General features: G+C 65.4%; 20 protein-coding genes. 10 read left to right on the forward strand and 10 right to left on the reverse strand.

Annotation, left to right across the window (positions count from 1 at the left end; translation table 11 throughout):
- Nucleotides 1-34: 34 nt before the first annotated feature.
- A complete protein-coding gene (locus OCJ37_RS03960; RefSeq protein ID WP_263112400.1) occupies nt 35-1,435 on the reverse strand; it encodes an amidohydrolase in 1,401 nt (466 codons plus the stop codon).
- A 172-nt stretch (nt 1,436-1,607) separates the two neighbouring features.
- Between OCJ37_RS03960 and OCJ37_RS03965 the strand changes: the two genes are divergently transcribed.
- Complete coding sequence (locus OCJ37_RS03965) at nt 1,608-2,153, forward strand: DUF924 family protein (RefSeq protein ID WP_263112401.1); 546 nt, start codon at nt 1,608-1,610, stop codon at nt 2,151-2,153.
- Between the two features lie 181 nt (nt 2,154-2,334).
- Here OCJ37_RS03965 and OCJ37_RS03970 read toward each other — a convergent pair whose 3' ends face one another.
- Entirely contained in the window at nt 2,335-3,129 is a 795-nt protein-coding gene (locus OCJ37_RS03970; RefSeq protein ID WP_263112402.1) for a hypothetical protein, read from the reverse strand.
- A gap of 189 nt (nt 3,130-3,318) precedes the next feature.
- Nucleotides 3,319-4,245 (reverse strand): Grx4 family monothiol glutaredoxin, encoded by a 927-nt coding sequence (gene grxD / locus OCJ37_RS03975; RefSeq protein WP_263112403.1) that lies wholly within the window; start codon nt 4,243-4,245, stop codon nt 3,319-3,321.
- A 45-nt stretch (nt 4,246-4,290) separates the two neighbouring features.
- On the opposite strand from grxD, the gene OCJ37_RS03980 reads away from it, so the two are divergent.
- On the forward strand, nt 4,291-5,082 hold the full coding sequence (locus OCJ37_RS03980; RefSeq protein WP_263112404.1) for a polysaccharide deacetylase family protein: 792 nt from the start codon (nt 4,291-4,293) through the stop codon (nt 5,080-5,082).
- Nucleotides 5,083-5,275: 193 nt separating this feature from the next.
- Here the strand turns inward: OCJ37_RS03980 and OCJ37_RS03985 are convergent, their stop codons facing one another.
- From OCJ37_RS03985 to OCJ37_RS04000, 4 genes are all read right to left on the reverse strand, one after another.
- Nucleotides 5,276-5,620 (reverse strand): hypothetical protein, encoded by a 345-nt coding sequence (locus OCJ37_RS03985; RefSeq protein WP_263112405.1) that lies wholly within the window; start codon nt 5,618-5,620, stop codon nt 5,276-5,278.
- Nucleotides 5,621-6,032: 412 nt separating this feature from the next.
- The gene (locus OCJ37_RS03990; protein ID WP_263112406.1) at nt 6,033-6,704 is read right to left on the reverse strand and encodes a methyltransferase domain-containing protein; all 672 of its coding nucleotides are present in this window, start codon (nt 6,702-6,704) and stop codon (nt 6,033-6,035) included.
- Between the two features lie 60 nt (nt 6,705-6,764).
- A complete protein-coding gene (locus OCJ37_RS03995; protein ID WP_263112407.1) occupies nt 6,765-7,406 on the reverse strand; it encodes an SGNH/GDSL hydrolase family protein in 642 nt (213 codons plus the stop codon).
- 90 nt (nt 7,407-7,496) lie between these two features.
- Entirely contained in the window at nt 7,497-8,777 is a 1,281-nt protein-coding gene (locus OCJ37_RS04000; protein WP_263112408.1) for a pyridoxal phosphate-dependent aminotransferase, read from the reverse strand.
- Between the two features lie 266 nt (nt 8,778-9,043).
- Here OCJ37_RS04000 and OCJ37_RS04005 point away from each other — a divergent pair, with 266 nt between their 5' ends.
- The 8 genes from OCJ37_RS04005 to OCJ37_RS04030 all read left to right on the forward strand — a co-directional run bounded on the left by OCJ37_RS04005 (nt 9,044) and on the right by OCJ37_RS04030 (nt 20,808).
- On the forward strand, nt 9,044-11,209 hold the full coding sequence (locus OCJ37_RS04005) for a type I secretion system permease/ATPase (RefSeq protein WP_317633210.1): 2,166 nt from the start codon (nt 9,044-9,046) through the stop codon (nt 11,207-11,209).
- Nucleotides 11,206-12,627 (forward strand): HlyD family type I secretion periplasmic adaptor subunit, encoded by a 1,422-nt coding sequence (locus OCJ37_RS04010; protein WP_263112409.1) that lies wholly within the window; start codon nt 11,206-11,208, stop codon nt 12,625-12,627. Before OCJ37_RS04005 ends, OCJ37_RS04010 begins: the two co-directional genes overlap by 4 nt.
- Nucleotides 12,628-12,705: 78 nt before the next feature.
- Nucleotides 12,706-13,206 (forward strand): hypothetical protein, encoded by a 501-nt coding sequence (locus OCJ37_RS04015; protein ID WP_263112410.1) that lies wholly within the window; start codon nt 12,706-12,708, stop codon nt 13,204-13,206.
- Nucleotides 13,207-13,217: 11 nt separating this feature from the next.
- Complete coding sequence (locus OCJ37_RS20980) at nt 13,218-15,971, forward strand: calcium-binding protein (RefSeq protein ID WP_317633211.1); 2,754 nt, start codon at nt 13,218-13,220, stop codon at nt 15,969-15,971.
- Nucleotides 15,929-16,990: a calcium-binding protein gene (locus OCJ37_RS20985; protein WP_317633212.1), complete on the forward strand. Its 1,062-nt coding sequence runs from the start codon at nt 15,929-15,931 to the stop codon at nt 16,988-16,990. Before OCJ37_RS20980 ends, OCJ37_RS20985 begins: the two co-directional genes overlap by 43 nt.
- Nucleotides 16,948-18,192: a calcium-binding protein gene (locus OCJ37_RS20990; protein WP_317633213.1), complete on the forward strand. Its 1,245-nt coding sequence runs from the start codon at nt 16,948-16,950 to the stop codon at nt 18,190-18,192. The genes OCJ37_RS20985 and OCJ37_RS20990 overlap by 43 nt, the downstream gene beginning before the upstream one ends.
- A gap of 239 nt (nt 18,193-18,431) precedes the next feature.
- Nucleotides 18,432-19,532, forward strand: a complete 1,101-nt coding sequence (gene rsgA / locus OCJ37_RS04025; RefSeq protein ID WP_263112411.1) for a ribosome small subunit-dependent GTPase A — start codon at nt 18,432-18,434, stop codon at nt 19,530-19,532.
- A 22-nt stretch (nt 19,533-19,554) separates the two neighbouring features.
- Nucleotides 19,555-20,808 (forward strand): flavohemoglobin expression-modulating QEGLA motif protein, encoded by a 1,254-nt coding sequence (locus OCJ37_RS04030; protein ID WP_263112412.1) that lies wholly within the window; start codon nt 19,555-19,557, stop codon nt 20,806-20,808.
- A 178-nt stretch (nt 20,809-20,986) separates the two neighbouring features.
- Here OCJ37_RS04030 and phbB read toward each other — a convergent pair whose 3' ends face one another.
- From phbB to OCJ37_RS04045, 3 genes are all read right to left on the reverse strand, one after another.
- Entirely contained in the window at nt 20,987-21,727 is a 741-nt protein-coding gene (gene phbB, locus OCJ37_RS04035; RefSeq protein ID WP_263112413.1) for an acetoacetyl-CoA reductase, read from the reverse strand.
- Between the two features lie 113 nt (nt 21,728-21,840).
- Nucleotides 21,841-23,166, reverse strand: a complete 1,326-nt coding sequence (locus OCJ37_RS04040) for a CitMHS family transporter (protein ID WP_263112414.1) — start codon at nt 23,164-23,166, stop codon at nt 21,841-21,843.
- A 140-nt stretch (nt 23,167-23,306) separates the two neighbouring features.
- Entirely contained in the window at nt 23,307-24,491 is a 1,185-nt protein-coding gene (locus OCJ37_RS04045; RefSeq protein ID WP_263113579.1) for an OprO/OprP family phosphate-selective porin, read from the reverse strand.
- Between the last annotated feature and the right edge of the window lie 63 nt (nt 24,492-24,554).

The following is a 24,554-nucleotide window of genomic DNA, read 5'->3' on the forward strand; positions in this document are numbered from 1 at the left end:
TGCGCAAGGCGATACGGATGCGGAGCGGAACGGCTCATCGTGCAGCCTCCTGGCCGAGCATGAAGTCGGATGTGGGTTGCAGGCGGCGGTCGGCGCGGTCGTAGACCTGCGCGCCGTCGATGTAGACCTTCTCGGCCAGCGCGTAGGAACTGAACGGGTTGCCGTTCCACACCACCACGTCGGCCATCTTGCCCGGCGCCAGCGCGCCGGTCTGCTGGTCGATGCCCAGTGCCTTGGCGGGGTTGCTGGTGAGCCAGCGGATCGCGCGTTCGGGCGGGATGTCGATGCCGGCGCGGCGGCCGGCGGCCATCGCCTTGGCCGCTTCCTGGTTGAGCCGCTGGATGCCTTCCTCCGAATCCGAATGCACGATCGCGCAGCCGTTGGCCGGGCGATCGACCAGCGCGATGTTTTCCTGGATGCCGTCGAAGGCTTCCATCTTGAAGCCCCACCAGTCCGCCCACAGCGCGCCGCAGACATTCTCCTGGGCCAGCCGGTCGGCGATCTTGTACGCCTCCACGCCGTGGTGGAAGGCGGCGACCTTGAAGCCGAATTCCTTGGCCAGGTCGAGCATGGTGGTCATCTCGTCGGCGCGGTAGCAGTGGATGTGCACGCGGATGTCGCCGTTGATCGCGCCGGCCAGGGTGTCCAGCTTCAGGTCGCGCTTGCCGCCGCTGTCGCCGGAACTGTCGTTGTCGCCGGCGCCGCGGCTCCACCAGTGGCGCTTCTCCGGCGCCTTCTTCTTCGGCGCGTTCTTGCGCAGGTATTCGCTGGCATCGATGAACGCGGCGCGGTAGCCGGCGACGTTGCCCATGCGCGTGGCCGGGCCGCCCTTCTCGCCGTAGACGCGCTTGGGGTTCTCGCCGCAGGCCATCTTCAGGCCCCACGGCGCGCCGGGGAACTTCATCGCCTGGTAGGTGGTGGCCGGCACGTTCTTCAGGGTCACGCCGCGGCCGCCGACCAGGTTGGCCGAGCCCGGCAGCACCTGCAGCGAGGTCACGCCGCCGGCCAGCGCGGTGCCGAAGCCCGGATCCTGCGGCCATACCGAATGCTCGGCCCAGACGTTGGGCGTCACCGGCGCGGTCATCTCGTTGCCGTCGCTGTGCGCGTTGACGCCGGGGCTGGAGTACACGCCCAGGTGCGAGTGCACGTCGATGATGCCGGGGGTGACCCACTTGCCGTGGCCGTCGATACGGGTGACGTCGGCCGGGGCGGCCAGGGCGCGGCCCACGGCCTGCACGCGGCCGTCCTGCAGCAGCACGTCGGCATCGTCCAGGCGCTCGCCGGTGCCGGTGAGCACAGTGGCGTGCTCGATCAGCACGGGCGTGGACGCCAGCGCGCGGTAGGTGCTGGGATACGGGTCTTCGACGAAGCGCGAGGCTGCCGCGGCAGGGCCGCACAGCGCCACGCCCAGGCAGGCGAGCAGCAGATGACGCATCAGATTTTTCCCCGGATGGTGGATGCAGGCGTGGAGCCGCCTGCGCACGCTAGCCCGAGCCGGCGCGCTTGCCAAGTGCAGGTGGTGGCGCCGCCGCGCGCTGGCGGCGCCGCACATCGCGTGGCGACGGCGGATCGGGTATAGAAGCCGATTGCCGATCGATGGAAACGCGATGACCGAGACCCTTGCCCGCGCCGTCGTGGAGTTCTGGCGCAGCGCCGGCCGCGAGCGCTGGTTCGCCGCCAACGAGTCGTTCGATGCGAACGTGCGCCAGCAGTTCCTGGATGCGCACCACGCCGCGGCGCGCGGCGAATACGCGGCGTGGATGGACAGCGCCGAGGGCGCGCTGGCGCTGCTGCTGTTGCTCGACCAGGTGCCGCGCAACGCCTTCCGCGGCAGCGCGCACGCCTATGCCACCGATGGCCTGGCGCGGCGCTACGCGCAATGGGCGCTGGCCGCCGGCCACGACCGGCAGGTGGAGCCGGAACTGCGCATGTTCTTCTACCTGCCGTACGAGCACGCCGAGGACGCGGCGCTGCAGCGCCAGGCGGTGGAACTGTTCAGCGCGCTCGGCGATGCCGACGGCCTGCAGTGGGCCACGTTGCACGAGGACGTCATCCAGCGCTTCGGCCGCTTCCCGCACCGCAATGCGGCGCTGGGGCGGGAGACGACGCCGGAAGAGCGGCGTTTCCTGGACGAGGGCGGTTTCGCCGGCTGAGCGCGGTGTGCGTCCACGCGTGGACGTCGGCGTCTTTTGTAGGAGCGGCTTCAGCCGCGACAGGCTGTATCGGTGAAGCCTGTCGCGGCTGAAGCCGCTCCTACAGGGTTCCAGCGAAGTGCCGGCTGCGGCTGGCTACGACGACGCGCACTGGCGGACCGCCGCCGGCCGGATGCCGCGCTCAGCAGCCTCCGACCAGGTCGTCGGTGCGCCACTGGCCATCGACCAGATGCAGCAGCCAGAAGCCGTAGCTCTCGTAGCCGGCATGCTGGATCAGGAAGTCGACGTTGCCGTCGGCATCGACGTCGCCGAACTGCAGCTGTGCGTAATCGTCGTTGCGGCCCTCGCAATCGTCGCAGCCGTGGTTGGCGAAGCTCATGCGCAGGCGCCAGCCGGCGTCGCCGCGTTCCAGCACCGCCAGCAGGGAGGTCAGGGAGGACGCCTCCTCGGCCGAGGCCGGCGCCGCGTCGTTGACGCTGGCGGTCACCAGCGCCACCTCGTGGCCCGGGCGCTTGGCGTCGGTGATCACCGTCAGCGTCGGCGCGTCGTCGTCGGCGGGCGGCGCGGCCAGGTGCGCCAGCAGCCGTTTCAGCGCAGGGGCGGGCAACTGCTTGCGCACCGACGGATCGCTGCCGATGGCCTGGATCAGCGCACGCCGTTGCGTCGCGTCGGGGGCGCTGCGGGTGAAGCGCCGGCCGGGATTGAGGTCGAACGTGGCCAGCAGCGCGTCGTGGTCGAGGACCGGGCCGTGCGCGGTCTTCAGGCGCACGCGCAGGTCGCCGCCGCACATCGTCCGGTCGTCGATCGAGAACCCCAGCGGCGTCGCCACGCCGTCCTCGTCGCCCTCGTCGAACACCCGCAGCGGCGTCTTCAGCCCGCGCCATTTCCCCAGTTCGGCCTCGTCGGACGGCGCGTTGCGCACCGGCACGTAGCTCATCACCGTCTCGCCTTCGCCGACCGGCGCGACGTAGAGCACGGCCTGCGCCGGTGCCGTCTGCGGTGCGGCGGATGCTGCGTTCGCGGACAGCGCAAGGCCGATGACGGCCGCGGTACAGCGTTTCAGCATGGTCGCCATGCGGTGATTCCCCCCAGGAAAACTACGAAATGCCGGCACAAAAAAAGCGGGCGATCCCCGGATCGCCCGCCGCGGTGTCGCTGCGTCGGCTCAGTACTTCGCCACGCCGTTGTCGACCTGGTCGGCCCAGGCATCGATGCCGCCGACCACGTTGTGCACGCGGGTGAAGCCGAGCGCACGGAACTGCTCGGCGGCCTGCGCGCTGCGCCCGCCGTGGTGGCACAGGAACGCCAGCGCGGTGTCCTTCGGCAGCGCTTCCAGCTGCGCGCGCTGGTCGCCGTCGAAGGTGCGGAACGGCACGTTCACCGACGCGATCGCGCGCTCTTCCGGCGGGCGCACGTCCACCAGGATCAGGCCGCCGGCGCGGACCTGGTCGTCGGCATCGCGCACGCTCAGTTCCTGCACCGGCTTGGGCGCGTTCGGGTTGTCGATCGCCAGGCCGCGGCCGCGCAGGTCGTCCACCCAGTCGATGGTGATGCCCTCGGCGCGGCGCGCGCTGGCCAGGTCGAACTGCACGCGCAGGCCGTTGGACTCGGCGGCGATGGCGTTGGGGTCGGTCGGCGCCAGCTGGAAGTTCGGCTGGAACTGCGCATCGATCGCCAGCGCCAGGGTCGCGCCCGGGGCATCGGCCAGCGCGCCGCGCAGCATCTCGGCGGCAGCGTCGGTGATAGTGATCGACGGCGGGGTGCGGTCCGGCGCTTCCACCCCGAGCAGTTCGCTCAGCTCGCCGCTGCCGGCCATCTGCAGGATGATGTCGCTGCCGCCGACCAGTTCGCCGTCCACGTACAGCTGCGGGATCGTCGGCCAGTCGCCGTAGGCCTTGATGCCTTCGCGGATGTCCTGGTCGGCGAGCACGTTGACGTGGGCGAAGTCCACGCCCAGTTCGTTCAGCGCGCCCACCGCCTTGGCGGAGAAGCCGCACTGCGGCATGCTCGGCTGGCCTTTCATGAACAGCACGACGCGGTTGGAGCTGAGCAGCGTTTCGATGCGGGAACGCAGGGCGGGATCGAGGGACATGGCAGTGATTTCGGTCGCTGAGTCGGACCGGCCATTCTACGCCGCATGGCATCATGGGGCATGACAGTTCCGGAAACGCTGCATCGCATCCCTCGCCACCCCTACCGCTGGCTGCCCTGGGCGCTGGCGTCGCAGGCGCTGGTCGCCACGCTGTGGTGGGCCTGGGGCTGGCGGATCGGGCTGCCGGCGCTGCTGGCCTCGCATGCCGCGTTCGTGCTGCCGGTGTTCCTGCCGCGGGCCCGGCTGTACGCCCCGGTGCTCAGCCGCCTGCCCGGCAACGCGCCGCAGGTGTGGCTGACCATCGACGACGGCCCCTCCGACGACACCGCCGCGATCCTGGACCTGCTCGACCGCCACCAGGCCAAGGCCACCTTCTTTCTGGTCGGCGCGCGCGCCGCCGCGCGCCCGGAGCTGGTGCGCGAACTGCTGCGCCGCGGCCACGGCATCGGCAACCATAGCCACACCCACCCGCAGGCCTGGTTCTGGGCGCTGGGCCCGCGGCGCATGGCGCGTGAGATCGGGCAGGCGCAGCAGGCGCTGGCCGCCATCGCCGGCACCGCGCCGCGCTGGTACCGCTCGGTGGTGGGCATGACCAATCCGTTCGTCGCCGCGCCGCTGCGCCGCCACGGCCTGACCCGGGTCGCCTGGAGCGCGCGCGGCTTCGATGGCGTGCGCTGCGACCCCGCCGCCACCGTGGCGCGCATCGTGCGCGACCTGAGGCCCGGCGCGATCGTGCTGCTGCACGAGGGCGCGGCGCATGGGCACAACGTGGCGATCGTGGACGGCGTGCTGCAGGCGATGCGCGAACGCGGTTACCGCAGCGTGTTGCCGGACTAGGGCGGTCGTCGCGAGTGGAATGGCCACCGCCGGTCCCGTCTGGCCGGGAGTGAGCGAGCGGACCAGGCCGGTCGTGCCGTCTTCGACATGCTGGAGGGAATGCCGCGATGAGGCGCTGGCGCGTCATCGCAACCGGAGGGCATTGCGGCATCCCGCGACGCGACGCCGAAACGGCAACCGACAGCCCGCGGCGCTAGTCGCCCTGCATGAGCCCGAAGACGATCAGCGCGACGATGCCGATCAGGGTCGCGACCGCGAAGATCAGGCCGAGCACGCCGTACAGTTTCCGGCGGTCGCGCTGGAACAGGCTGCCGATGCCCAGCGCGGCGGCCGCCAGTTCGGCGAAGATGGTGATCATCATCGCCAGGCCGACCAGCATCGCCATCGGCGCGTCTTCGTCCAGGCTGCCGGGCTGGTAGTACGCCAGCGCCCCGCTGATGCCGATCAACACGAAGGTCAGCGCCGCGGCGATCAGGCTGACGGCGAACGAGGCGATGCCGAGGCCGGAATAGGGAGGAAGCGGCGGGGAGGTGGTCATGGGGACTCCGGGCAAGGGCAGGATCGCCCCGGCGCCGATGCGCGCAGGGCACGCGAGGGTGCGAATGAACTGCGACGGGGCGCAGTGCTCCGGCAGCGATCGGGCATGCGCATCAGGCCCGGCAAGCCGGTGCGATCGCGCTGGACGAGGGAGGCAGAACGTGTCGGACTTGCGTTTCCATCCCTGGAATCCAGGCGTTGCCGCCGCTGCGTGATCGAAGGCGCGGCAGTATAGACGTCGCGCGTACCGATCGCCGCCATCGCCCTCGATGCGAGGCGTGGCGAGTGACGAGCGAGCGACCAACCGGCGCATGGGTTTTTCGCGGTCAGGCGTTTGGCCCCGCGAGCCGTGCGACGTGCAAACGACGCGGGCTTGGACGTTCCCGGCTCGAGAGGTGCGAAGCGAACCCGCGTCAGCGCGGCTCGGCGACGATCAGCCAGTTGTTGAACGGGGTGTTGCCGTACAGCGGCGCGAACGTGGCCCGCAGCCCGGCCGCGTCGAGCTGGGCTTGCAGGCTGTCGCGGGTGGGATAGCACTTGGGCACTTCCTGCATCCAGCCGGCCAGGTGCGCGAGCACGTCGGTGATGCGGCTGGTGCGGCCGCGGCCGCTGGTATCGCCCAGCCCGCTGCGGATCACCAGCTTGGCGCCGGGCGTGAGCATCTTCGCCACGCTGCGGATCAGGTTCGCCTGCATGGCCGCGTCCAGGTATTGCAGCACGTCCAGGATCGCGACGCTGCCGCTGTGCGCGGGCCAGGCCTGGCCGAGATCGACCACCGCGAAGTGGGTGCCGGGCAGCTCGTTGCGCGCGGCGATGCGGATCGCGCGGCGGATCTTGGCCGCGTCGATGTCCACCCCGTGGTAGCGCTGGCGCTGGCCGTCGGCGCGCAGCGCGTGCGCGAGCAGGCCCAGGCCGCAGCCCAGGTCCAGCACCGGGGCGTCGGTGCCGCGCAGCGCGGCGAGCACGCCCGGATACAGCGGGTCGGTGCGCAGCTTGGTGCGGGTGTAGTAGTAGTCGTAGCGGTTGCCGAGCGGATGCGTCGGCAGGAAGGCGCGGGCGATGGCCAGGGCCTGCGGGCGGGTCATGGGCTGGATGGTGCTGGCGTCGCGCAATGTCGGTCCTTGGCAGCGGGGCGTCGTACTCCGCTAGGCTAACGCATCGCGCGCCGCGGGCAACAGCCGGGCGGTCCAGCGCGCATACATCGCCGCGGACGGATGCAGCCCGTCGGCGGCCAGCATCGCCGCGTCGCCGCCGCCGTCGCGGCTGGCCGCGGTGATGTCGACGAAGCGCACCGCGCGCGCCTGGCAGCACGCCTGCGCGGCCGCGTTGAACGCATCGATCTGCGCGCCGATGCGCGCCGGATCGTGCGCGGGCGGCTGCGCGAACGGGGTCACGCCCCAGTCCGGGATCGACACCGCCAGCACCCGCCGCGGCTGCCCATCGGCAAACCCGATCGCACGCTGCAGCAACGCGGCGAACTGTCCGCGGTAATCGTCGAGCGCGCGGCCGCGGTACTGGTTGTTGACCCCGATCAGCAGCGTCACCAGCGCGAACGGGCCCTGCGGCGCGGCCGCATCGATGCCGGCATCGAGTTCGTCGGTGGTCCAGCCGGTGGTGGCGACGATCTGCAGATCGGCGATGGCGACGCCGTCCTGGCGCAGCGCCGCGGCCAGTTGCTCCGGCCAGCGTCCGCCGTCGGCGACACCCTCGCCGATCGTGTAGGAATCGCCCAGCGCCAGATAGCGCAGCGGGGCATGGTGGAGCGTGGCGAAGCTGGCCTGGCTCATTTGTGCAACACCGAAGGCAGCCGCGTCACCGAGGCCGGGAGTGGCGGGAACGCCTCACGCTTTGCCCATTCCCGATTCCCCATTCCCTATTCACCGCCCCCCAGCCATGCTGCGCGGCTTCAGCGGCACCACCTTGGTCGCCGCCTCGGCGCGCCGCGCCAGCACCCGGTCGATGCGCGCGAACACTTCGCGCATCACTGCCGCTTCCGGCAGCAGGGTCACCCGGAAATGGTGGCGGTAGGGCACGTTGAAGCTGGAACCGGGCACCACCAGCACGCCCTCGTCGTTCATCAGCTCCAGCGCGAAATCGTGGTCGTCGAAGCTGCGCGCCGCCGCGCCGACCACCGCCGGGAACGCGTACAGCGCGCCGGCCGGCTGCACCAGCGACAGGTGTTCGCTGGCCGCGCAGGCCTCGATCACCGCGCGGCGGGTCTCGTACAGGCGCCCGCCGGGCGCGCACAGCGGCGAGATGGTGTCCGGGCCGTTGACCGCGGCGTCGATCGCGTACTGGCCCGGCACGTTGGCGCACAGGCGCAGCGCGCCGAGCAGGTCCATCGCGTTGCGGAACTCGGTGACGCGCTCGGCGGCGCCGGACAGCAGCGCCCAGCCCACCCGCCAGCCGCAGGCGCGGTGCACCTTGCTCAGGCCGCCGAAGCTGATGCACGGATGCTCGCCGGCCAGCGGCGCGACCGGCACGAAGGCGGCGCCGTCGTACAGCACCTGGTCGTAGATCTCGTCGACCATCAGCAGCAGGTTGTGCTTGACCGCGATCGCCACGATCCTCTCCAGCAGCTCGCGCGAATAGCTGGCGCCGCTGGGGTTGTTCGGGTTGATCAGCACGATGGCGCGGGTGCGCGAGGACACCAGCGTCTCGATCTCCACCGGATCGGGCTGGAAGCCGTTCTCCGGCGCGCAGCGGTAGTACACCGGGCGGCCGTCGTTGAGGATGGTGGCGGCCGACCACAGCGGATAGTCGGGCGAGGGCACCAGCACTTCGTCGCCGGGATTGAGCAGCGCGCGCAGCGACAGGTCGATCAGTTCGCTGACCCCGTTGCCGATGAAGATCCGGTCCGGGTGCGCGTCCGGGTGCTGGCGCCGCGCATAGGCCGCGGCGATCGCCTCGCGCGCCTCCGGCAGGCCCTGCTGGTGCGTGTAGGGATCGGTGCGACCCATGTCGTCGGCGATCGCGCGCTGCAGGTGCTCCGGCGCGCGGAACCCGAACGCGCCGGGATTGCCGATGTTGAGCTTGATCAGCTTGCGCCCCTGCGCCTCCAGCTCCCGGGCTCGCCGCGCCAGTTCGCCCCGGATCTCGTAGCGGACTTCTGACAGGCGTTCGCGGATCGCGAGCGGCTTGATCGGGGGCGTGGGCATTGCGGTGGGCCGGTGGCGGGCGTTGGACTTGGCATGGTAACGGAAATGTGGTTGTGCCGCAGGTCATGGCGCGCTCTGATCGGAAAGCGTCTTCGGGCGTTGGGCGCTAGTCGCTGACAGCTCGCCATTTGGCAGGATTTTGGTGGCAGTAGGGAAAGGCAAAACCGGGCCGATATGGCGATAGCCGGATTGACGAGGCGCTCGGGCCGAAGGATCCTATGCCGAGACTTGGGCCAAAGTTGGGCCCAGAAGCAAAGGATTGTGCTATGTCAGGGGGAATGGCGTCGCTCTCGCTTGTCGAGGGCGGTGAGGCTGTGCAGGATCGACCGGATCTGGCACTGCAGGGGTTGGTACTGCTCGCGCAGTTTCATGGTATTGCCGCGGATGCCGCGCAACTGGCGCATTCGTTCGCTCGCGTAGGCGAGCCGTTCGACGAAACCACATTGCTGTTGGCAGCCAAGCAACTTGGACTCAAGGCCAAGGTGGTGTCGCAACCTGCTCCGCGGATCGGGATGGTGGCGCTTCCGGCGCTCGCGCTGGCGCCGGAAGGCGAGGCATTCATCGTCGCGAAGGTCAGTGGCGAACAAGTCCTGATCCACGATCTGGTCGAGAAGCGGCCGCGTTCGATTTCGATTGCCGAATTCGAGGCGCGCTATCAAGGCCGCCTATTGCAAGTGGCGTCTCGCGCGTCTGTGCTCGGCGACTTGGCCAAATTCGATTTCAGCTGGTTCATCCCTGCGGTGGTCAAGTATCGCAAGCTGATGCTCGAGGTGTTCGTCGTCTCGTTTTTCATCCAGATGTTCGCGCTGGTAACACCCCTGTTCTATCAGGTCGTGATGGACAAGGTGCTTGTGCACCATGGATTGACCACGTTGGACGTCATCGCGATCGGGCTGGTCTCGATGGGTGTGTTCGAGGTGGTGTTGTCAGGCTTGCGTACCTACGTATTCGCCCACACGACCAGCAAGATCGATGTGGAACTGGGGGCGCGCCTGTTTCGCCATGTACTTGCGCTGCCGCTGGCCTACTTCGAATCGCGGCGCGTAGGCGACACCATCGCGCGCGTGCGCGAGCTGGAGAATATCCGCAATTTCCTGACCGGACAGGCACTTACTTCGGTGCTGGATCTGTTTTTCACTGTGGTCTTCCTGGCGGTGATGTTCTGGTACAGCGGGTGGCTGACCTTGATTGTGGTGCTGTCCTTGCCGCTCTACGCCCTCATTTCGGCACTGGTGACGCCCGTGCTACGCACCCGGCTGAACGAAAAATTCGCCCGCGGTGCTGACAACCAATCGTTCCTGGTGGAAACCGTCAGCGGTATCGGCACGGTCAAGGCGATGGCGGTCGATCCGCGCGTCACCCGCACCTGGGACAACCAGCTCGCTGGTTACGTCAACGCCGGCTTCGGCGTTACCAGGGTCGCTACGTTGGGGCAGCAAGGCGTACAGCTGGTCCAAAAACTGACCGCTGTCGCCGTGTTGTTCTGGGGCGCCAAGCTGGTCATCGAAGGCAAGCTATCAGTCGGGCAACTGATCGCCTTCAATATGCTCTCCGGCCAAGTCACTGCGCCGATCATCCGACTTGCTCAGCTGTGGCAGGACTTCCAGCAGGTCGGCATCTCGGTCGAACGGTTGGGGGATATCCTCAATACGCGTACCGAAGTACCCGGCAGCCGTCTAGCACTGCCCCCGATACGCGGGCAGGTAACGTTCGAACGCGTGACGTTCCGCTATCGCCCCGACGCGCCGGAAGTGCTGAACAGCATCGAGTTGGATATCCGCCCAGGAGAGGTCATCGGCATCGTAGGGCGATCCGGTTCCGGCAAGAGCACCTTGACCAAGCTGGTGCAGCGGCTCTACACGCCTGAGCGTGGCCGGGTACTGATCGATGGTCAGGATCTCGCGCTGGCCGATCCTGCCTGGTTGCGCCGCCAACTGGGTGTTGTGCTGCAGGAAAACTTCCTATTCAACCGAAGTGTGCGCGAAAACATCGCACTGTCCGACCCCGGCATGTCCTTGGAGCGGGTGATCGATGCTGCCAAAATGGCGGGTGCACACGACTTCATTGTCGAGTTGCCCGAAGGCTACGACACCAAGGTAGGAGAACAAGGCGCGGGTCTGTCCGGCGGCCAGCGCCAGCGAATTGCCATCGCACGCGCATTGATCGGCGATCCACGCATTTTGATCCTGGATGAGGCGACCAGCGCCCTGGACTACGAGTCCGAGCATGCCGTGATGAGCAACATGCGTTCGATCTGCAAAGGCCGCACTGTCTTGATCATCGCCCATCGGCTATCGACGGTGCGCCAAGCCAATCGGATCGTCGTCGTGGAAAAGGGTCGTATCGTCGAAAGCGGCTCGCACAACGAACTGGTGGATCGTCCAGACGGCCACTACGCAAATCTATTCCGACTTCAGCAGGGAACCCCATGAAGCATCTGCTCCAGGGATGGCGCGATTTCTTCCTTCGATACTTCAATATTTTCAGGTCTGTCTGGTCGATCCGGAAGCAGATGGATGCGCCAGACAGGACAGCGGACGAACGCGCGTTTCTTCCCGCGCATCTTGAACTGATCGAATCACCGACATCACCCACTGCGCGCTGGACCATGCGCATCATCATTGCGTTCTTCTGCGTTGCGTTGCTGTGGGCCTGCCTGGGCAAGCTGGATATCGTCGCGGTGGCGCCCGGCAAGACCGTGGTCGATTCGAGGACCAAGGTGGTGCAGACGGCGGAGACGGCAATAGTGCGCAGGATTCTGGTGCGTGATGGACAGGCGGTGAAGCGGGGTCAGCTGCTGGTCGAACTGGATGCCACGGTAACTGGCGCGGACTTCGCCCAGGCTGGCGACTCGCTGGCCAATGCGCGTCTGATGGTGTTGCGGCAGTCGGCACTGGCCCGCGCCATTGCCAATGATCAGCCACCCAAGTTGGATCCGGCACCCGATTTGAACGCCGAACGGGTCGCAACCGAACAGCAGCTTGTCATCAGCCAGTTCGACGCCTTCCAGGCTCGCCGTCACAGCCTGCAGGCCAGCATTGCGCAACGACAGGCTGAACTGCGCACGACGCAGGATGCAATCGGTCCCTTGGCCGAATCCGCGCGTATATCCAAGGTCCGTGCGGATGACTACAGCCGCCTTGTTGAAGGCAAGTATGTGGGACGTCACGAATACCTGCTGCGCGAACAGGAGCGCATTTCCGCAGAAAGCCAACTCGCGACCCAGCGCAATCGTCTCCAGGAGATTCGCTCTGCCCTCAGTGCTGCGCAAGAAGAATTACAGGTACTGGTGACCGAAACCCGGCAGCAGGCGCTAGATGCTACGCGCCAGGCGAACGAACAAGTCGGACAGTTGACTCAGGATGTGGCAAAGACTGGGCAACGCGACAAGCTGATGGCACTGCGCGCTCCGGTGGATGGAACCGTCCAGCAATTGGCAGTGCATACAGTTGGCGGCGTAGTGACACCGGCGCAACCTTTGTTGGCCGTAGTGCCAGCAGAGGAGACATTGGAAGTGGAGGTCACGGTGTTAAATAAAGACATTGGGTTTGTGCGGCCAGGTCAGCCGGCGACGGTGAAGATCGATAGTTTCCCTTATACGCGTTATGGCTACTTAACGGGGACAGTGGCGAGTGTTTCGCATGACGCTGCACAGGACGAGAAACTTGGTTTTGTATTTCCTGCGAGGATCAAGCTGAACAAAAGTGTGTTAAATATTGATGGTCCGAAGCTGCGGATGAGTGCAGGCATGAGCTTAACGGCTGAGATCAAAACAGATAAGCGAAGGATCATTGATTATCTAATAAGTCCTTTAGGTCAATATTCGTCGGAGTCCTTTCGAGAGCGTTGACCGCGTATAGTATTAGTGCGGAGTCTAAAGGCATTAAGTTATTATAATAACTTAAATAAATAAAATGAGGACTTAAATTTGAAGGCTGAATTCCGTGATTATTTGGAAAGCCGCGGGCCCTGGCTCATGTGCGCATTCTTTTTATTCCCTGTTTTTATAAGTAAAACTATCACCTTGATGGGATTTGATGACTTGTGCCTGGGCGAGAACTGGAAGGCTTTCACTGAGGCAGCGTGGGGTGGTGCGGATGCATACTGCTCCGCAATGGCTTTATATCTATTATTATCTCCTCTTGTTTTTTTGTGGATGTACTCAAAAGCAAGGTTGCAAGAAGTCTACGATGCAAAAGCCGTCTTAATTGCCTCGGGAAATTTCGGTATATTTTTATTTCTTTTATTTCTTGCCTTGGTGGGGCCATCGGCGTCCTCGATTGAGGATCCTGCTAAAGGTCTTAAGTTGATTTTAATTTTAGGAAGGTCGCATGCTATTTTTTGCATGATGTACGGATGCCTTGTTATGGCTTGCGTCGCCACTGGTTATGTGTCTGTGAGTATTTTCTGGAAATCATTGATAAAATAGGAGTTTCGCAAATGAGTGATAATTCTGAAAACGAAGCGCCGCCACAGAATTCGTCCCCGTCCTTAAGTCTGGAGGATGTAAACAAATTTGGAAGCGCGTTCCGCGCGGGAACGTTCGCTTTTGTGGCTGAATATGAGAGACAGTACGCAAAGTCTATCGCCGATGGAGCCGACGCTCAGGTCGCAGTAAAGCAGGCGTTGGAAGCTGCACACAAAAAGCAGTCACAGATTTTCATGAGCTATGCAGCAGCGGCGAGCTCTGTCGCTGATCCAAAGTGGAAAGCCGCTTATACGGAGGCCTCCCTTGAGGCTGCGCGCCAGGCTAAAGCGTTAAGTGATGCACAGGGGCCTATGTCTGACGTGTTGGCTTCCTACTCTGCAAGTGCTACTTCCCAGTATTCCTCATTAATGAAGGCAAATCCTGCGTTGAGATTTGCCGCAAAATATGGCGGTCCAGTAGGGGATGTCGTGGATATCGGTAGCGCCGCCCTGTTCGGCACATCGGGCGATGTTGCTAAAGCAGTAATTGGTGCCGCTCTTGGTGCCGTTACTGGGGCATTAGTAACTTTCGGACTCGGCGCGGTAGGATTTGTTGGAGCTCCGGCTTTGGCGATCGCGGGCATTGCTGCCATTGGCGTAGGAGTATTTGCTCCCGATCTGGTCCCTGATAGCTGGTGGGATGGACTCGGGGAGTGGGGCAAGGAAGCTCTGAATGATGTCGCGGATTGGTTCGAAGATTCATGGTATGACACCGCTAGGTGGTGGGGAGATCGAACCGACGAGTTGGGTGACTCATTGAAAGATATGTTTGACCGTGCCAGAAACTTTGTTCCGCGCAGGGATCCACTCGTACTGGATCTTGATGGTGATGGGATAGAGACGATATCCGCTAATGGCGGCGTTCTTTTTGACCATGACGGTGACGGCGTAAAGAATGGAACCGGATGGATTGGCCCAGATGACGGGCTGGTTGTCATGGATAGGAATGGAAATGGAAGGATTGATGGTGGCTCTGAATTATTTGGAGCTGATACAAATCTTTCTTCTGGTGCTAATGGCGTATCAGGTTTTGCCGCTTTGGCTGACCTCGATAGCAATAGCGACGGAATATTTAATTATGCGGATGAACATTTTGGTGATGTTCGCATATGGCGTGATCTTAACCAGGATGGTGTATCGCAAGCGGATGAGTTATTTAGGTTTGACCAGCTTGGCGTCGCGTCGATAGTGTTAAAGCCTGTCGCTACCGAAGATGTCGACCTTGGTAATGGAAATATCGTTGACAATCGCGGTACTTATATTCGATCGGACGGCACAGCCGGCTTGGCTGGTGATCTCCAGCTGGCGATGGATTACTTCTTTCGGGACTTCACGGAATCTTTGGATCCAGTGAACGTGACAGATGAAGCCGGGCAATTACCTGATCTCAAGGGTAGCGGCGCGGTGCGCGATCTGAAAGAAGCCGCAAGCCTGTCGCAGGATTTATTGGCTGCTATTCAGGCGCTGACACCTGGTACATCACGCGACGCAATGCGGGCCGCACTGGACACGATCCTTGCGAATTGGGCAGGTACGTCGACCATGAAAAGCAGCGAGGATATTCTCGAGGCGTCTAGCTCGACAACACGCACCGTCTATTACCATGGAGCGGTACCCGCTGCTGTTGCCGATCAGGGGGCTGCCGCGGTCGAAGCATGGGAGAAGCAGCAGCACGCGCAGCTGGCGCCGATCATTGCGATTCTGGAAAAGTTCAACGGCTCAAGTTTGATCAGCTACCAGAACGACCAGGTTTCGACGGGTGGCAACACCTATAGCTGGAAGAATGCTACGCGAGCCGATGGTAGTGCGGAGCAAGTGATGAGCGTGGTGCTACAGCCCGAGCAGATCAGTGCTTTGCTCAGTGCTTACGCCAATTTGAAGGAGTCCGTGTATGCGGGGCTCGTGACTCAGACTCGTCTTCATGACTATGTTGATAGCCTTGCCATGCGCGTCGTCGACGGCAAGTTGCAGTTCGACATTTCTGGTCTAGGTGTCATGCTGGAAAGTAAGGCCCAGAGCAATCTTGGGGAGGGACTTCAGGACGTTCTTGATCTCTATAAATATGCGGGAAGTTTTCTCGCCGAGGCTGGCTGGGACGGCCCGGCGTTGCTGAACAACTGGATCGAAAGCGCCAGCGCGACGTCCGCTGGGCTTGAAGCTATCGCGTTTGCAGGCATCCAGAGCGTGTCAGGAAATTTCACGGGCACGTCTGCGAATGATCTGGTTTGGGGTGAAACGACCAAGGACATCATTCATGGAGGTGCAGGCGATGACATGCTCGGCGGAGGCGCTGAGGCGGATACCTTGTATGGCGAGGCTGGGAACGACAGGTTGTTTGGTGGTTCAAGCGACGACGCACTCTTCGGCGGTAGCGGCAACGACATTCTGTTGGGTGGCGGGGGCAACGACACATTGGACGGTGGCGCAGGCATGAACCGTCTGGAAGGCGGTGCGGGCGACGACGTACTGAGCGTGCTCTATGACTCGCAGGACAACGTGCTGGCCGGTGGGACCGGGACCGACACGCTGACTGGCAGCTATGCCTCGGACACCTATCTGTTCAACAAGGGCGATGGCCGTGACACGGTGGTGGAGACTTCTTACACCAGCGGGGCGATGGACAAGATCGTGTTCGGTGAAGGCATCGCAGCCGGCAGCGTACGGGTGTTGAGAGAGGGCGTGACGTGGTGTTGTCCGTTGGTGATGGTGCGGATGCGGTTCGGCTGAGGAACTGGCTGGACTCCAGCGGCTACGAGAGCGCGGGTGCGGGCATCGAGCAGGTTGTTTTTGCCGATGGGACGATCTGGACGCCAGCGACCATAAAGGCGGCGGGCCTGACGACGCTGGGCACGGAAGGGAACGACACGCTGACGGGCTGGGGTGGCAACGACATTCTGTTGGGTGGCGGGGGCAACGACACATTGGACGGTGGCGCAGGCATGAACCGTCTGGAAGGCGGTGCGGGCGACGACGTACTGAGCGTGCTCTATGACTCGCAAGACAACGTGCTGGCCGGTGGGACCGGGACCGACACACTGACTGGCAGCTATGCCTCGGACACCTATCTGTTCAACAAGGGCGATGGCCGTGACACGGTGGTGGAGACTTCTTACACCAGCGGGGCGATGGACAAGATCGTGTTCGGTGAAGGCATCGCAGCCGGCAGCGTACGGGTGTTGAGAGAGGGGCGTGACGTGGTGCTGTCCGTTGGTGATGGTGCGGATGCGGTTCGGCTGAGGAACTGGCTGGACTCCAGCGGCTACGAGAGCGCGGGTGCCGGCATCGAGCAGGTTGTTTTTGCCGATGGGACGATCTGGACGCCAGCGACCATAAAGGCGGCGGGCCTGACGACGCTGGGCACGGCAGGGAACGACACGCTGACGGGCTGGGGTGGCAACGACATTCTGTTGGGTGGCGAGGGCAACGACACATTGGACGGTGGCGCAGGCATGAACCGTCTGGAAGGCGGTGCGGGCGACGACGTACTGAGCGTGCTCTATGACTCGCAAGACAACGTGCTGGCCGGTGGGACCGGGACCGACACACTGACCGGCAGCTATGCCTCGGACACCTATCTGTTCAACAAGGGCGATGGCCGTGACACGGTGGTGGAGACTTCTTACACCAGCGGGGCGATGGACAAGATCGTGTTCGGTGAAGGCATCGCAGCCGGCAGCGTACGGGTGTTGAGAGAGGGCGTGACGTGGTGTTGTCCGTTGGTGATGGTGCGGATGCGGTTCGGCTGAGGAACTGGCTGGACTCCAGCGGCTACGAGAGCGCGGGTGCGGGCATCGAGCAGGTTGTTTTTGCCGATGGGACGATCTGGACGCCAGCGACCATAAAGGCGGCGGGCCTGACGACGCTGGGCACGGAAGGGAACGACACGCTGACGGGCTGGCGTGGCAACGACATTCTGTTGGGTGGCGGGGGCAACGACACATTGGACGGTGGCGCAGGCATGAACCGTCTGGAAGGCGGTGCGGGCGACGACGTACTGAGCGTGCTCTATGACTCGCAGGACAACGTGCTGGCCGGTGGGACCGGGACCGACACACTGACCGGCAGCTATGCCTCGGACACCTATCTGTTCAACAAGGGCGATGGCCGTGACACGGTGGTGGAGACTTCTTACACCAGCGGGGCGATGGACAAGATCGTGTTCGGTGAAGGCATCGCAGCCGGCAGCGTACGGGTGTTGAGAGAGGGGCGTGACGTGGTGTTGTCCGTTGGTGATGGTGCGGATGCGGTTCGGCTGAGGAACTGGCTGGACTCCAGCGGCTACGAGAGCGCGGGTGCGGGCATCGAGCAGGTTGTTTTTGCCGATGGGACGATCTGGACGCCAGCGACCATAAAGGCGGCGGGCCTGACGACGCTGGGCACGGAAGGGAACGACACGCTGACGGGCTGGGGTGGCAACGACATTCTGTTGGGTGGCGGGGGCAACGACACATTGGATGGTGGCGCAGGCATGAACCGTCTGGAAGGCGGTGCGGGCGACGACGTACTGAGCGTGCTCTATGACTCGCAAGACAACGTGCTGGCCGGTGGGACCGGGACCGACACACTGACCGGCAGCTATGCCTCGGACACCTATCTGTTCAACAAGGGCGATGGCCGTGACACGGTGGTGGAGACTTCGACTTACAGCGGCGCTACGGATCGTATTGTCTTTGACAAGGATCTTGCTGTAGACGACACCTTCTTCAGCAGATCCGGAAACGATCTGGCCATCACCATTCGGGGAAGCGACGATCAGCTGACCGTCTCTGGTTGGTTTTCTTCCAGCTCCCGCCAAGTCGAGTATTTGCAGTTCAAGGACAAGACTGTCGCGTCTAGCGAAGTGGCCGCCTTGATCGCTGCAATGGCCACTACCAGCTCCTCGTCCGCACCGTTGGTATCTTCCAACTCTCAAGAAGCAAAGCTGTTGGTTGCCAGTTCAATAGTCTGAAACTGCTTCTCAGTCCTTGCATGAGTTGTAACTAAGGAGGCCCCGCTGACGCGGGGCCTCTGTTTTTATGGGTGCTCCCTCTTCTGGGATCGGCATCTGCGGTAAGCAATCACGAATAGCAACCTTTTCGCTTCCGCTAGGGATGCTTGACGTTGCGGTGATCCTCCCCGATTCACGATTCTGGCGGCCTTCGAGTCTCGATAGCGCCACGAGTACTCGACACCCTCTAGAATCCGCTCATGACTTCCCCCCAGATCGACTTCGACGCGCTGCGCCCCATCGGCTGGCCCTGGCCCGGCATGCCGGAAGAACCGGCCTGGCTGGCGGCGATGGCCGCGCATCCGCTGGCGCGGCCGGTGCGGGTCAGCGAGCAGCACCGCACCGGCTACGTGGTGGCCGATGCGGTGGATACCGGGTTCAAGGTCGAGTCGCTGCCGGAATGGCAGCGGCCGCGCTTTCCCAGCCACGAGCGGGCGGCGGTCGGCGACTGGGTGTTGCTGGAGGACGACAAGCGCATCGTGGCATTGCTGCCGCGACGCACCGCGATCAAGCGCGGCGCGGCCGGGGAGCACTACCACCAGCAGGTGATCGCAGCCAACATCGATACGGTGTTCATCGTCTGCGGCCTGGATGCGGACTTCAATCCGCGGCGCATCGAGCGCTATCTGCTGCTGGTCGGCGGCGGTGGCGCCGAGCCGGTGGTGATCCTGACCAAGGCCGATCTCACCGAGTACGCGGACGATGCGCTGGCGGTGCTGGAGGAACTGGCCGCGCAGAACATTCCCCTGCTGACCGTCAACGCCAAGGACGCCGACAGCGTGGCGGCGCTGCGGCCGTGGCTGGGCGCGGGGCGCACCGCGGTGCTGGTCGGTTCGTCCGGCGCCGGCAAGTCCACCCTCACCAACACCTTGCTCGGGGTGCAGAAGATGCGCACCGCGGCGGTGCGCGAGAACGATTCGCGCGGCCGCCACACCACCACGCACCGGGCGCTGCTGCCGCTGCCGTCCGGCGCCTGCCTGATCGACACGCCGGGCATGCGCGAGCTCAAGCCCACCGGCGAGGAGGACCTGGCCGAGGGCGGGTTCGCCGACATCGAGGCGCTGGCGGCGCAGTGCCGTTTCAACGATTGCGCGCACCAGGCCGAGCCGGGCTGCGCGGTGCAGGCGGCGATCGAGCGCGGCGAGATCGACGAGGCGCGGCTGGCCAACTACATGAAGCTGCGCGAGGAGGTCGCCGGCGCGGCCGGCAAGCTGGCGCAGCGCCAGGCGCAGAACGCGGCTGCCGGCAGGTCGGGCAAGCCCGGCGGCAAGCGCCCGCCGCCGCGCAACCAGCGCCGCTGACGCTGCCTCCGCCACGCTCGCGATGACCGCGCTGCCCGCCGACATCCTGCACCACGCCGCGCTGGATGCGCGCTTGGTCAAGGCGGTGCGCGGCATCCGCCTGCTGGCGCTGGCGAGCTGGCCGGCGGCGCTGCAGGCGCCGTTCCTGGATAGCGTGGCGCGCGGCCAGCCGCAGCTGCCGCAGGTGCAGTGCCCGCGGCTGGAATTCGCCGACACGCGCCGCGAGCTGGCCGCGATCGGCCAGGCGGCCGATCCGGCGCATCCGCTCGGCGCCTATCTGCAGGCCTCGGCGCGCAGCTGGGACCTGGCCGCGGCCTTGCTGGAATCGCTGGGCACGCCGGCGGTCGGCAACTACTCGGCGCAGCTGTTCGGCGCGCCCGAGGACCCGATGCCCGGGCACGGCCCGACCACCCGCGACGCCGCGCGCCATTTCATCCATATCGCGCAGGAGCTGGATCGCGAACTGCTGTCGGCCGAGGAACAGGTGCCGGTGTCGGCCAGTGCGCTGCGCCTGCAACTGCAGCAGGACCTGGACGGATTCTTCGGCAAGCGGGTGATCGCGGTCGAGCTGGATCCGGAGTTGCTGGCCAAGGCCGCGGCCGGCGCGCACCGCATCCGCCTGCGCTCGGGTGCTTCCTTCAGCGACTACGACCGCGCCCAGCTGTTCCACCACGAGGCGCTGGTGCATTCGCTGACCGCGCTCAACGGCCGCGAGCAGGTGCATCTGCCGAGCCTGGCGCTGTCCTCGCCGCGGGTCACCGCGACCCAGGAGGGACTGGCGACCTTCGCCGAGCAGATCACCGGCAGCATCGACATCGCGCGGATGAAGCGGATCAGCCTGCGCATCGAGGCGATCGCGCTGGCGCGCGACGGCGCCGACTTCATCGAGGTGTTCCGCTATTTCGATGCGGCCGGGCAATCGCCGGCGGAGAGCTTCTCCTCGGCGCAACGCGTGTTCCGCGGCGTGCCCACGAGCGGCGGCGCCGCGTTCACCAAGGACACGGTGTACCTGCGCGGGCTGGTGTCGGTGCACACCTTCTTCCGCCAGGCCCTGCAGCGCGACCGCCTGCCGCTGTGCCGCTGGCTGTTCGCCGGCAAGATGGCGCTGGAGGACGTGGCCGCGTTCGCGCCGCTGTTCGAGGCCGGGGTGTTGGCGCCGCCGCGCTGGCTGCCGGACTGGGTGGCGCGCGCCAGCGGCCTGGCCGGGATGCTGGCGTTCTCGCTGTTCGCCAACCGCATCCGCATGGACCAGCTGGACGGCGCCGACGGCGCCTGAGCCGCCAAGCGGACGATGCCCGCATGCCGCACGTGTGCGGTCCAACTGCGTGTGGTGGCCAGGCGCAAGCGCGGCAGCCGCTTCGCGGGCATGCGTGCGAAGCCGGGCATCGTCCGCAGCCGGGCGCTGGAGCCGCCCTGCCGTGCAGGCGCGGCATCGCGCAGCGCGCACCGTCGCGTCATGCCATGTGCAGGCCGCCGTTGACCGCGTAGTCGGCGCCGGTGACGTAGGCGGCTTCGTCGGAGGTCAGCCAGCCGCACAGCGCGGCCACTTCCTCGGGCTTGCCGAGCCGGCGCAGCGGCACCGAGGTCGCCAGCCGGTCGAGCACGTCCGGCGGGAAGCTGCTGATCGAGGCGCTGGCGATGTAGCCGGGCGACACCGTGTTGACGGTGACCCCGCGCGAGGCCACTTCCTGCGCCAGCGCGCGGCTGAAGCCCTGCATCGCGGCCTTGGCGGTGGCGTAGTTGATCTGCCCGATCTGGCCCTTCTGCGCGCTGACCGCGCCGATGTTGACGATGCGTCCCCAACCGCGCGTGGTCATGCCGTCCACCACCTGCTTGGTGATGTTGAACAGCGAGTTGAGGTTGCTGGCGATCACCGCCTGCCAGTCCTCGCGGCTCATCTGCCGGAACAGCGTGTCGCGGCTGCCGCCGGCGTTGTTGACCAGCACGTCGATCTCGCCGACCTCGGCCCTGACCTTGGCGAACGCGGCGACGGTGGAGTCCCAGTCGGTGGCGTTGCCTTCGGAGGCGACGAAGTCGAAGCCCAGCTCGCGTTGCTCGCGCAGCCATGCCGCCTTGCGCGGCGAATTGGGGCCGCAGCCGGCGACCACGGTGTGCCCGTTGCGGGCCAGCTTCTGGCAGATCGCGGTACCGATGCTGCCCATGCCGCTGGTGACGTAGGCGATTCTTAGCGTCATGGAAGAACTCCTTCGGAGTTGGGATTCGGAAGTGGGGAGTGGGAATTGGACGAGCGGAGCGGCCCTGCGCTTTTGCGCATCCCGCATCCCGAATTCCCAATCCCGGGCGGCAGTCAACTTGCCAGCGGAAAGAGGCCGAACAACAACCCGCCGCCCATCAGCAACAACGACACCAGCACCGCCCACTTCAACGTGAAGCGCTGGTGGTCGGCGAAGTCGACCTTGGCCAGGCCGACCAGCAGATAGGTCGAGGGCACCAGCGGGCTGAGCAGGTGCACCGGCTGCCCGGCCAGCGAGGCGCGGGCCATTTCCACCGGGGTGATGCCGTAGTGGCTGGCGGCCTCGGACAGGATCGGCAGCACGCCGAAATAGAACGCGTCGTTGGACATGAAGAAGGTGAACGGCATGCTGGCCAGCGCGGTGATCACCGCCAGGTACGGGCCCCACGCGTCGGGGATCACCGCCAGGAAGCTGCGCGACATCGCCTCGACCATGCCGGTGTTGGACAGGATGCCGGTGAACACGCCGGCGGCGAAGATCAGCGACACCACCGACAGCACGTTGCCGGCATGGTTGACCAGGCGCCGGCGCTGCTCGGCCAGGTTCGGATAGTTGATCAGCAGCGCCAGCGCGAAGCCGATCATGAACAGCACCGGCATCGGCAGCACGCCGACCACCAGCGCCGCCATCAGCGCCAGGGTCAGCGCCAGGTTCACCCACAGCAGCTTCGGCCGCTTGATGTCCTCGGCGTCCTCCACGGTCGGCAGCGCGTCGCCGTCGTCGGCCACGCTGCCGTCCAGCCAGCTGTCGCCGGGCAGCGCGGCCACGCCGAGCCGGCGCCGCTCCTGCATGCCCAGGTACCAGGCCAGGACCAGGATGCCGGCGATCGCCAGCGCCATCGCCGGCACCAGCGGCACGAACACCTCGGCCGGGTCCACGTGCAGCGCGGTGGCCGCGCGCGCGGTCGGCCCGCCCCACGGGGTCAGGTTCATCACTCCGCCGGCGAGGATGGTCACGCAGGTCATGTTCAGCGCGTTCATGCCGATGCGCCGGTACAGCGGCAGCATCGCCGACACGGTGATCATGTAGGTGGTGGAGCCGTCGCCGTCGAGCGAGATCAGCAGCGCCAGTACCGCGGTGCCGACCACGATCTTCATCGGATCGCCCTTGACCAGGCGCAGGATGCGCCGCACCAGCGGATCGAACAGGCCGGCGTCGATCATCACCCCGAAGTACAGGATCGCGAACATCAGCATCACCCCGGTCGGGGCGATCTTCTTGATCCCTTCCAGCATCATCTCGTTGATGCCGGTGCCGAAACCGCCGGCCAGCGCGAACACGATCGGCACGATGATCAGCGCGACCAGCGGCGACAGCCGCTTGCTCATGATCAGGTACATGAAGGTGATGACCATTCCGAAACCGAGCGCGGTCAGCATGGGAGTTCCTCAGGGTGGCGCGTGAAAAAAATCGAACCCGGCAGCAGGAGCGGGCAGCCGTAGACCGCAAGCCGATAACGCATCAAATCGCGTAATCCCGCTTTTGCGATTCCCCAATCCCCAATCCCCAATCCCGGCTTTCAGAAGTCATACTGAAAACGCCCCGTAATCGCTCGGGTGTGGTCGAGCGTGGTGCCGGCCAGGCGGTCGCGGTTGCGGCTGTCGATCAGGTTCAGCATCAGCCGCAGGTTCGGCTTGAGGTACCAGTTGCCGGCCAGCGTCCACGACGCGGTGGAGGCATCGAGGAAATCCGCCTGGCCGTCCAGGTGCTGCGTGCCCCACATGCGGTCGTAGCGCAGCGCCAGTTCGAACGCGCCGTGCGGACTGTCGACCTGCTTGATGCGGGTGAAGCGCCCGGTCTTGCTGTCGTAGCGGCGCGATTCGCCGGTGGCGAACCAGCTGACGAAGCCGTACGCGGACAGCACCTGCGCACGCTGCGCGCCGTCGTCGAACAGGCCGCCGCTGAATTCGCCCTGCCACGACAGCGGGCCGCGCACCTGCGCGTATTCCAGCGACCACTTGTCCACGTCGGTATCGCGGCCGTCGGCGAAGCGCGCCAGGGTGATGCGGCTGTCGTCGGACAGGTGCCCGGCCGGACGCGGGCGGATGCTCAGCGCCGGCGCGCCGTTGGCGCCGGGATGGTCGTAGCGCTCGTGCGCCAGCGACAGGCCCAGGTGCAGCACGTCGCCGTCGCGCGCGCCCGGCGCCCAGGTGCCGCGGCCACCGAACGCATCGCCCTTGATATTGGATACGTCGATGCTTTCCAGGCTGTAGACGCTGGCCGCCCAGGTGTAGTCCGTGCCGGCCGCCTGCCACGACACCGCCTTGCGGTACAGCGGCGCCAGCGTGCTGGCCGCGCCGCTGCGTTCCAGGAACTGGCCGAAGTTGGAGCCGGTGCGGTCGTCCAGCGAGAAATACTGCTTGAACTGGCCGACGCTCAGCGTGCCGGCATCGAACTTGCGGGTCAGGTAGACATCCTTGGCCTCGATGCCCTTGCCGTTGAAATCGTCCTGCAGCCCGGCGAAATCGCCTTCGATCTTGTAGCCGAAGCCGAAGAACTTGCCGGACACGTCGATCCACAGCCGGCGGATCTCGGTGTCGTCGGGATTGGGCGTGCCGCGGCCGTCGTTGTCGAACTGGGCGAAGTCCCAGTGCAGGCGGCCGCCGAGTTCGGCGGTGACCGGGCCCTCGTCCCCGCCCTCGGCGGCCCGCGCCAATGCGGGCAGGGACAACAAGGCGCAGGCGCAAGCGCCGCACAGGCTCAGTTTCTTCAGGTCCACGTACCCTCCCAGGTGCGCGCAGCGCGTCGATGAGTCGGTCGCCTGCAC

The organism is Xanthomonas sp. AM6 (genome assembly GCF_025665335.1).
Taxonomy (GTDB): Bacteria; Pseudomonadota; Gammaproteobacteria; order Xanthomonadales; family Xanthomonadaceae; genus Xanthomonas_A.

Coding starts and splice junctions, on each gene's coding strand:
- OCJ37_RS03960 (WP_263112400.1), bottom strand. CDS start 1,435: ATGCGTCATCTGCTGCTCGCCTGCCTGGGCGTGGCGCTGTGCGGCCCT.
- OCJ37_RS03965 (WP_263112401.1), top strand. CDS start 1,608: ATGACCGAGACCCTTGCCCGCGCCGTCGTGGAGTTCTGGCGCAGCGCC.
- grxD (WP_263112403.1), bottom strand. CDS start 4,245: ATGTCCCTCGATCCCGCCCTGCGTTCCCGCATCGAAACGCTGCTCAGC.
- OCJ37_RS03980 (WP_263112404.1), top strand. CDS start 4,291: ATGGCATCATGGGGCATGACAGTTCCGGAAACGCTGCATCGCATCCCT.
- OCJ37_RS03985 (WP_263112405.1), bottom strand. CDS start 5,620: ATGACCACCTCCCCGCCGCTTCCTCCCTATTCCGGCCTCGGCATCGCC.
- OCJ37_RS03990 (WP_263112406.1), bottom strand. CDS start 6,704: ATGACCCGCCCGCAGGCCCTGGCCATCGCCCGCGCCTTCCTGCCGACG.
- OCJ37_RS03995 (WP_263112407.1), bottom strand. CDS start 7,406: ATGAGCCAGGCCAGCTTCGCCACGCTCCACCATGCCCCGCTGCGCTAT.
- OCJ37_RS04000 (WP_263112408.1), bottom strand. CDS start 8,777: ATGCCCACGCCCCCGATCAAGCCGCTCGCGATCCGCGAACGCCTGTCA.
- OCJ37_RS04005 (WP_317633210.1), top strand. CDS start 9,044: ATGTCAGGGGGAATGGCGTCGCTCTCGCTTGTCGAGGGCGGTGAGGCT.
- OCJ37_RS04010 (WP_263112409.1), top strand. CDS start 11,206: ATGAAGCATCTGCTCCAGGGATGGCGCGATTTCTTCCTTCGATACTTC.
- OCJ37_RS20980 (WP_317633211.1), top strand. CDS start 13,218: ATGAGTGATAATTCTGAAAACGAAGCGCCGCCACAGAATTCGTCCCCG.
- rsgA (WP_263112411.1), top strand. CDS start 18,432: ATGACTTCCCCCCAGATCGACTTCGACGCGCTGCGCCCCATCGGCTGG.
- OCJ37_RS04030 (WP_263112412.1), top strand. CDS start 19,555: ATGACCGCGCTGCCCGCCGACATCCTGCACCACGCCGCGCTGGATGCG.
- phbB (WP_263112413.1), bottom strand. CDS start 21,727: ATGACGCTAAGAATCGCCTACGTCACCAGCGGCATGGGCAGCATCGGT.
- OCJ37_RS04040 (WP_263112414.1), bottom strand. CDS start 23,166: ATGCTGACCGCGCTCGGTTTCGGAATGGTCATCACCTTCATGTACCTG.